4 protein-coding genes are annotated in these 7,090 nt (G+C 46.7%); all 4 read right to left on the bottom strand.

All coding sequences use genetic code 11. The features are described from left to right. Window positions 1-193 precede the first annotated feature (193 nt). The 4 genes from ACESTK_RS02960 to ACESTK_RS02945 all read right to left on the bottom strand — a co-directional run bounded on the left by ACESTK_RS02960 (window position 194) and on the right by ACESTK_RS02945 (window position 6,936). Entirely contained in the window at window positions 194-2,080 is a 1,887-nt protein-coding gene (locus ACESTK_RS02960; RefSeq protein ID WP_373118569.1) for a thiamine pyrophosphate-binding protein, read from the bottom strand. After that, entirely contained in the window at window positions 2,077-3,234 is a 1,158-nt protein-coding gene (locus ACESTK_RS02955) for a LicD family protein (RefSeq protein WP_226854224.1), read from the bottom strand. Before ACESTK_RS02955 ends, ACESTK_RS02960 begins: the two co-directional genes overlap by 4 nt. An 84-nt stretch (window positions 3,235-3,318) precedes the next feature. Further along, complete coding sequence (locus tag ACESTK_RS02950) at window positions 3,319-5,598, bottom strand: LicD family protein (protein ID WP_373118565.1); 2,280 nt, start codon at window positions 5,596-5,598, stop codon at window positions 3,319-3,321. A gap of 3 nt (window positions 5,599-5,601) precedes the next feature. Beyond that, entirely contained in the window at window positions 5,602-6,936 is a 1,335-nt protein-coding gene (locus ACESTK_RS02945; protein ID WP_373118562.1) for an adenylyltransferase/cytidyltransferase family protein, read from the bottom strand. Between the last annotated feature and the right edge of the window lie 154 nt (window positions 6,937-7,090).

The following is a 7,090-nucleotide window of genomic DNA, read 5'->3' as shown; positions in this document are numbered from 1 at the left end:
TTAGTCGCAGTTAGCGATTAGTTCGCTGGAGCGTTGCGCCGGCGAGTGAGTAATACACATTGTCCAAATGCGTCCCTCCTAAAGAACTTTTCAACACACTAAATAGCAATTTCGTTATTCTCTATGATAACAAGAACCAGGTCATACTTTCAATGTGTTATTGAAAATAGCCCGGTTCTTATAAATTTATTTTTTATAAATCCATCAGTCTGTCGTAGACGTCCTTCGGGATATACGGCTGCTGGTTGTGGATGGGTTCGCCCAGGCAGGTCTTGGGATAAGCGAAGGTGCCGGGCTCCAGGCGGATTTCAAGGAGTTTCGGCGCTTCGGTGCCATGTAAAAAGTCTGCCGCTTTTTCAGCAACCTCATTAGCTTCCATACAGGCACTGCTGATTCCATAAGCTTTGGCTACCTCTGTGAAGTTGCAGGACGAGAAGCCGCTGCCTTCTGAGGTATCAGCATAGACCTGCTCAAAGTAGTCGCGCTGGAGGTGGCGGATCATTCCCAGGGCGTGGTTGTTCATTACCATCATGGTAATAGGAAGATTCTCACGCTTGACCCACTCCAGTTCCTGAATGTTCATCTGGAATGCGCCGTCACCGCAAATGCAGGCTACTGGCTTTCCGGTGGCGTAATAAGCTCCGATTGCTGCTGGAAGAGCATAGCCCATTGCTCCGTGTCCGCCGGAGAAAAGAAGCTTCTGGTCTTTCTGGTTATGGAAGGACTGGTAGCTCCATACCATATGCTGTCCTACGTCAACTGCTACTGCGGAAGTGTCTGCAAGAGCGTCGCTTAAAGCTGCGATCATACGGTTCGGATAACGTTCCGGGGTGGAATCATCTACTGCGCGCAAAGATTTCTTTATATCGGCGCACACAGCCAGCCATTCACTGAAATCATAAACCGTCGAGCCATCAGATTCTGCACTTTCCGCATTTTCTGCCATTGCCCGAATCACCTCGGCAGCATCTGCACAGAATTTCATTTCATCAATTCCATTTTCGTGAATATTTCGCTGCAAATTATAGTTATCAATATCTACTCGGATGATTTTCGCATTTTTCGCGAACTCATGAACTTTCGTACCAATCTGACGGGTGCAAAGGGAAATGCCAAGACAAATCAGCAAGTCACTTTTCGCATTGGCGATCATATTGGCATAGCGATGTCCGTAAGCGCCTCCGATGCATCCAAAATTCAGCGGGTCGTCCCACGGTAGTGCTGACATTTCCAATACGCTTGTGATTACCGGGATTTTCCACTGACGTGCCAGAGTAAATAACTGGTCGCGGACTGCTTTGTCGCTGACTCCATGTCCTAACATGATTACGGGACGCTGTGCTTTATCCAGTGCTTCACGGATTGCATCTGCTGCAGAAACAGCACAAGCTGATATTTCACAGTCTGCCATTTTTGCAGACTCTAATACTCCACTGTCGTCCGGCTTCATTGCCATGTCCACGCCTGCTGCTCCGCAGCTGTTTGCAGTTGCTTCCATGCTGCTCTCGCAAGCTGCACCAAATCCCATCTCATCCAGACTTATGTCATAAACCGGATTTTTTACATCCCCCCGCTGTATATTCATAGGAAGATCAATCAATACCGGTCCTTTCCGGCCAGAGTTAGCAATATGATAAGCTTTATTCAGTTCTTTTACAATATCCTCGTCTTCCCGGATCTGTACTGCATACTTGGTCACAGGCTTCGCCATGGCAACAATATCAATCTCCTGAAAGCCCTGCTGCCGAAGTCCCGGGATGCCGGAATACTCATAAGTATTCAGCTGACCAGTAAGAAAAATAACCGGAAGGGAATCAAAATAAGCATCTGCGATTCCTGAAATCAGATTCGCAGCACCCGGGCCGCTGGTCGCATAAGCACATGCACACCGTTCCCCCGCCTGGGCATATCCACATGCTGCAAAAGCCGCTCCCTGCTCATGATAGCTGGAATGGCTTCTGGTATGAGGATTTTTCTCTATAGAATCAACCAGATGGGCGATCATGGTTCCCTGGTATCCAAAGAAATCATGAATCCCTTTTCTCTGTAAAAACTCAACAATATAATCCGTTACTTTCATTTCCAGAATTTCTCCACCTTTTTCTTCAGATTTGTCCTTCCTGCTACTCCCAACATATCCAGATAAATATGCTGAAGCTCCTCATCTGGAATAAACACTTCGTCATTCTTAAGGCTCTTCACCATAGCCTTTGTATATGGGACAAAAACTTTTTCCAAAGCCGGATAATCTTTATTCTTATAAAGATTTATAATATACTCTTTGTTATCCAGATAATATTTCTCCAATTCAATCTTGGACGCACAGAATTTCACATAATTCCAGCTCCAGTTCAGATATTCCTTTTTCTGGTTGGCATGTCCCTGCTTCCGTCGGGCACGGCTGCGCTTCCGGATCAGACTCTTCTGACTTCCCACTTCCTGAAAATAATCCTCGAATCGGATCCTGGCACTGACCATTTCCGACAGCTTCACTGTATAATTATCCAGAACCTTCTCCTGGTAGTCTTCCCCATAATACTTCTGAAGATACGTATAAGTATCTCCTGGCACCGGAAATCTCCTGCCATCGATCACTACAGTTTCTGTCTCATCGAAAATTTCCTTTGGAAAATACACTGCCTTTTTCTTTAGGCGAACTACATATTCCTGGGTATCCTCCACATTCATCCTTTTACAAAGCATGCGGTAAAGGCTTTTTCCCAGACGGGCACGTCCTGTGACCAGACGAAGCCTCATGACAAAACGGCAGATTGCTTTTTTCCTGCCTTTTCGGTCTCCGTAATAATCAGCCAGCTCATTCCATCCCACTTCCTGGGCTCTTGTCCACAAATGAGCAAGTCTGGAACGCTGTTTTCCACGCAAGGGCAGAATATCCACTCCCATACCCGGATATTTGTAGTTCCTGCCTTCATTCAGCCGGAAGCACAACGTATCCAGATCTGTATAGCGAAGGAAAAATCCATAAAAACGCTTATTGTTATTCATGGATTCTACAATTCTGCCATCCGGAGCCTCCTTCTCCACAGCCAGACGAAAGCGCTCCATATCCGCAGTCCGCATATAGACCACACCTGCATGAGGGCTGGTGATCTCCTGCCCGGTAACACAGCATAAAGTAAGCTGTGGTCCCAGATAATAAGGAATTCCTTCTCTTTTACATATTTTATCTATTTCGGCCAGAAGCTTTACAACTTCTTTTATTTCTCTGTTCAAGCTACGTCTGCTCCCATCTGTCTGTTCATAGTGATCACACTGTTACCAGCGCCTGTTTGAAAAAGGCTTTCTGCGAGATGTGTGTCACAAGCATTCTTTCACAAGCTGCTGTATCTCTTCTATACTTCCATACTTTCCAAGCCACTGATTCAAAAACTCAGAAGCATCTCCGGCTTTTGCATATACAGCTGCTCTCTTGCTTCCTTCATACAGATCTGTGAGAAATATTCTGGAAAGCTCCGTTCGCACAAAACCGCTTCCATTCTGCCGCAGTGCCTCCAGATAGTTCTGGAACGCAGCCTCCGTCTGTCCCTGTTTTCTTCTCACATCTCCAATTACCTTGTACACCTGGGCTCGTTTTTCCTTGCGGATCTGTCCGTCCTTGGCACGTTCTGCCAGCCACTCCAGATCATCCGCCTCACTGGTGTAAATCAGATCTGTGCGAACCCTTGCCAGCTCACCTGGATAGCCCAGGCGCTCCCATGCCTTTGTCAGTGCACGCTTATAAATCTGGATGTCATTGTTCTCACCTGGGCTCTCTGCACGCTCTGCATCAATGCGCTTTAGAATTTCCCCGATCAGTTCCTCCACCTCAGAACGCTTTTTCGCAACACTTGCGCGGGCCAGATAATAATATTCCCGCACAGAAGGATTCTCCGGCAGAAGTCTGTACCACAAAGCCATAAGCTTCATCGCTCCATCCTTCTGTCCAACATCCAGAAGCTGCTGACAAGTCTTCACCGTCTCCCTGCCATAAGGATTCAAAAACTTATCCAACTCCAGTTGGGTAATTCCATTATTTGTTTTCTCACGGGCATCTGCAAAAACTTCCAGAGCATCCGCACATTTGCCCTTCATCCAGAGCAGTTCTCCCTGGTACTTCAGGAAATACCCGTCCTCCGGGAAAAGCCGCAGTGCCTCATCAATATAAAGCTCCGCTTCCACCATATCAATTCCATTGCGGGCGCGTTCCATAAGAAAACGGCTCTTAAATTTCACAAATCCCGGCACTTCCGGATACCGTTCCATCAGCGGCACCATTGTATCCTCCGCTTCCTGATAACGCTTAAATTCATAATCGCAGACTGCTCTTCGAAACAGTTCAATATCAGATTTCAACTGGGCCAGTTCAGAAGGGAATGTACCGGTCTGCTCTTTCACCACCAGCATTCTCCATGCTTTCCCGATCCGTTCTGTATAAACCAGCGTCAGCATTGCTGCATAAAAAGTCACATCGCTGACTTCCAGCAAAACAGGATGATAAAAAGCATAGATTCCGCCAAAATCCTCCCTGCCGATAAACGCAGAGCTCAGCTGAACCTGGTAATATTTTGTAAAGATTTCATTTAATTGGGAAAAGTCACGCTTTTCTACCAATTCCTTCAGGCCGTGTCTGCTTTCTGAAATGCGCGCCTCCAGATCCATCACCGTACTTTTTGCCAGCAGAAGATTGCGCTTATACTGAAGGCGGTGGTTCCGCTTCGCACCTGCAAGAGAATAGATCTTGCGCCAGATGGAATCTCTGCGAAGCCTGCCCTTGCGGATTCCCGGCAGATAATCATCCCGAAGCTCTTTATAGGTAATTCCCTCTACCGTAACCGCATCGTGGGATTCTCTTTCCCCATGGGGTGGAATATAGGACCATTCATCTCCGTAATGCCAGATCAGATAGTCACTCATTCTGTGCGGCACCATTACCTTTGTGTTCTCAAAGTTCATATATTTCACAGGAAACATCATGTCCTTGTCAAAAAGGAACGGACAGCCGCCCCAGCGCATTGCATAGCGCGGACAATCCTCTTCCTTATAGGAATACATGATCTTCTCCAGTTTCTTCAATGTGCGGTCTTTTCCCAGAAATGTATAGGAAAAAAGCCAGCGCAGATAGGCTGTCACTGGAATTTCCCAGCGGGCACCATATACAACTACCATATTTACCAGCTCAGAGTAGATCATCATATGAGTTCTGTATTTCTCATATTCCTTATCATCTGCGGGAATGGGATCCAGAGTGAGCACGTCGATGATCTCACCGGCACTGTCCCTGCCGATAATCTGATGCTTGTGAAGGGCGCAGCTGTCCGTAGCAACATACCTTGGAAAAGTATTGGTATAGCTGCGGTCTACGTCCACACACTGAAGGGCGCGGTGCTCCGGAAGCACGGATCCGGAAATTTCCACCAGTTTGTTCCAGTCGTCTCTGGGCATATAGATGTCCACATCATCATCCCAGGGAATAAATCCCTCGTTTCGCACAACCCCGATGGCCGTTCCTCCCGCCATTACATATCTCAGATTATTCTTTTTACAGATCTCATCCAGCTCACGGAAAAGCTGCAGCAGATGTTCCTGTTTCTCTGTCATTGGTTATCCTCTCTGGTTTATGATTTCCAGAATGTCTGCCAGAGTCTCTGATTCCTCATTAAAAAGTCTGGTACATTCCGTTCTCTCATCACTGATCATAATAAGCAGCTCCTGCAAAAGGTAACGGAGGCCATTGCCTTCGAAGTTAAAGCAGTACCGCTTCAGTCCCTTGCTGTCGTCTATCTTTGCCTCAAAATATCCTGTATTCCACCAGTCTCCCGGGATGGTCACACGGCCTTTCGTACCGATCACAACAAACTCATCCTCCACATCTACTGTGGTGCCAATCTCGATTGTGGCAAGAGCATCCTGATATTTCATGGTGATCATGTCGTAAATGCAGTTTCCAGATCTGTCCTTCACCACATTGGAATTCACTTCCTGGTAATTTCTGCCCAGTATCTTGATAATAGCACACAAAGGCAGAACTGCAGTTTCGGAAAAACTTCTTCCTCCTTCGAAATGGTCCTGGGAAATAGAGCATTTCACACACACAATATCGCCCACCAAGGCGCTGTGTGTCTGCCAGACAAGCTGGTTAAAGGCCCGCAGATACACCAGATTTATTTTCTCCACAAGAAGTACATGACGGGCTGCTGCAAGTGCAAACAGATCCTTCAGCTTCTCCTTATTATTCGTCATAGGAGCGTCACTTATCACATATTTTCCAAGCTCCAGGGATCTGCGGATGTATTTCTCCCTCTTAGGCTGCTCGGTCTTGATATAAACTATATCTACCTGGGACAAAAAGCAGTCAAATCCCTGCTGCCATTCCCCATTATCTGCCTCCACACTGTAGTAGGAATCCAATTCATATTTGTCACAAAACGACTCCGCTGCCTCTGCATTCTCAGAAAAAACGCACTCCACATGAAGACCGCTGACATATTTTGTCTCCCACACAATCCCATTATCCTGGTCATTATCTGTAACTACACCCACGGTGTAAGTGGTTCCCTCACCGCGCAGCTTGGTGCTGGAAATATTCTTGGTACGCTCCAGGTACACAACATCACAGTAATTCTTAAGGTAGTCAAATTTGCCGCGCCAGTCAGAACCAAGTACCAGAAGGTCTACCTTATACTTGATGATATCGCTGAGCTTCTGCCCCTGGTACTCCTCGATGATGATCTCATCTGCAAAACCGGTACGGCGTACGTTCTCAATCCTTTTCAGAAGGCTGTCCCGCACGTTCAGCTTACCACGCTCAATATCGTAGCTCTCGCTGGTCACGCCCACGATCAGATAATCGCCCAATGCTTTCGCTCTTTTTAAAATATTATAATGTCCCTCGTGGAACAGGTCAAAAGTTCCGTAAGTGATTACTTTTTTCATCATATTTCCCCTTAAAACCCCTGCTGTCAGCTTCACCCTGCAGTAAAATACTCCCTTTCATTCCCCCGGTTACTGTTCATAGCCTGAGCAGCAACAAATCCGAACCAGCTGCCGTCCGGGACTAATAAATACATTTAGTATAACACAGTTTGCATAG

Origin of the sequence: Ruminococcus sp. Marseille-P328 (assembly GCF_964249465.1) — a bacterium.
GTDB classification, from domain to species: domain Bacteria; phylum Bacillota; class Clostridia; order Lachnospirales; family Lachnospiraceae; genus Blautia_A; species Blautia_A faecis.
This window is presented reverse-complemented; position numbering and strand designations above follow the sequence as displayed.

Coding starts and splice junctions, on each gene's coding strand:
- ACESTK_RS02960 (WP_373118569.1), bottom strand. CDS start 2,080: ATGAAAGTAACGGATTATATTGTTGAGTTTTTACAGAGAAAAGGGATT.
- ACESTK_RS02950 (WP_373118565.1), bottom strand. CDS start 5,598: ATGACAGAGAAACAGGAACATCTGCTGCAGCTTTTCCGTGAGCTGGAT.
- ACESTK_RS02945 (WP_373118562.1), bottom strand. CDS start 6,936: ATGATGAAAAAAGTAATCACTTACGGAACTTTTGACCTGTTCCACGAG.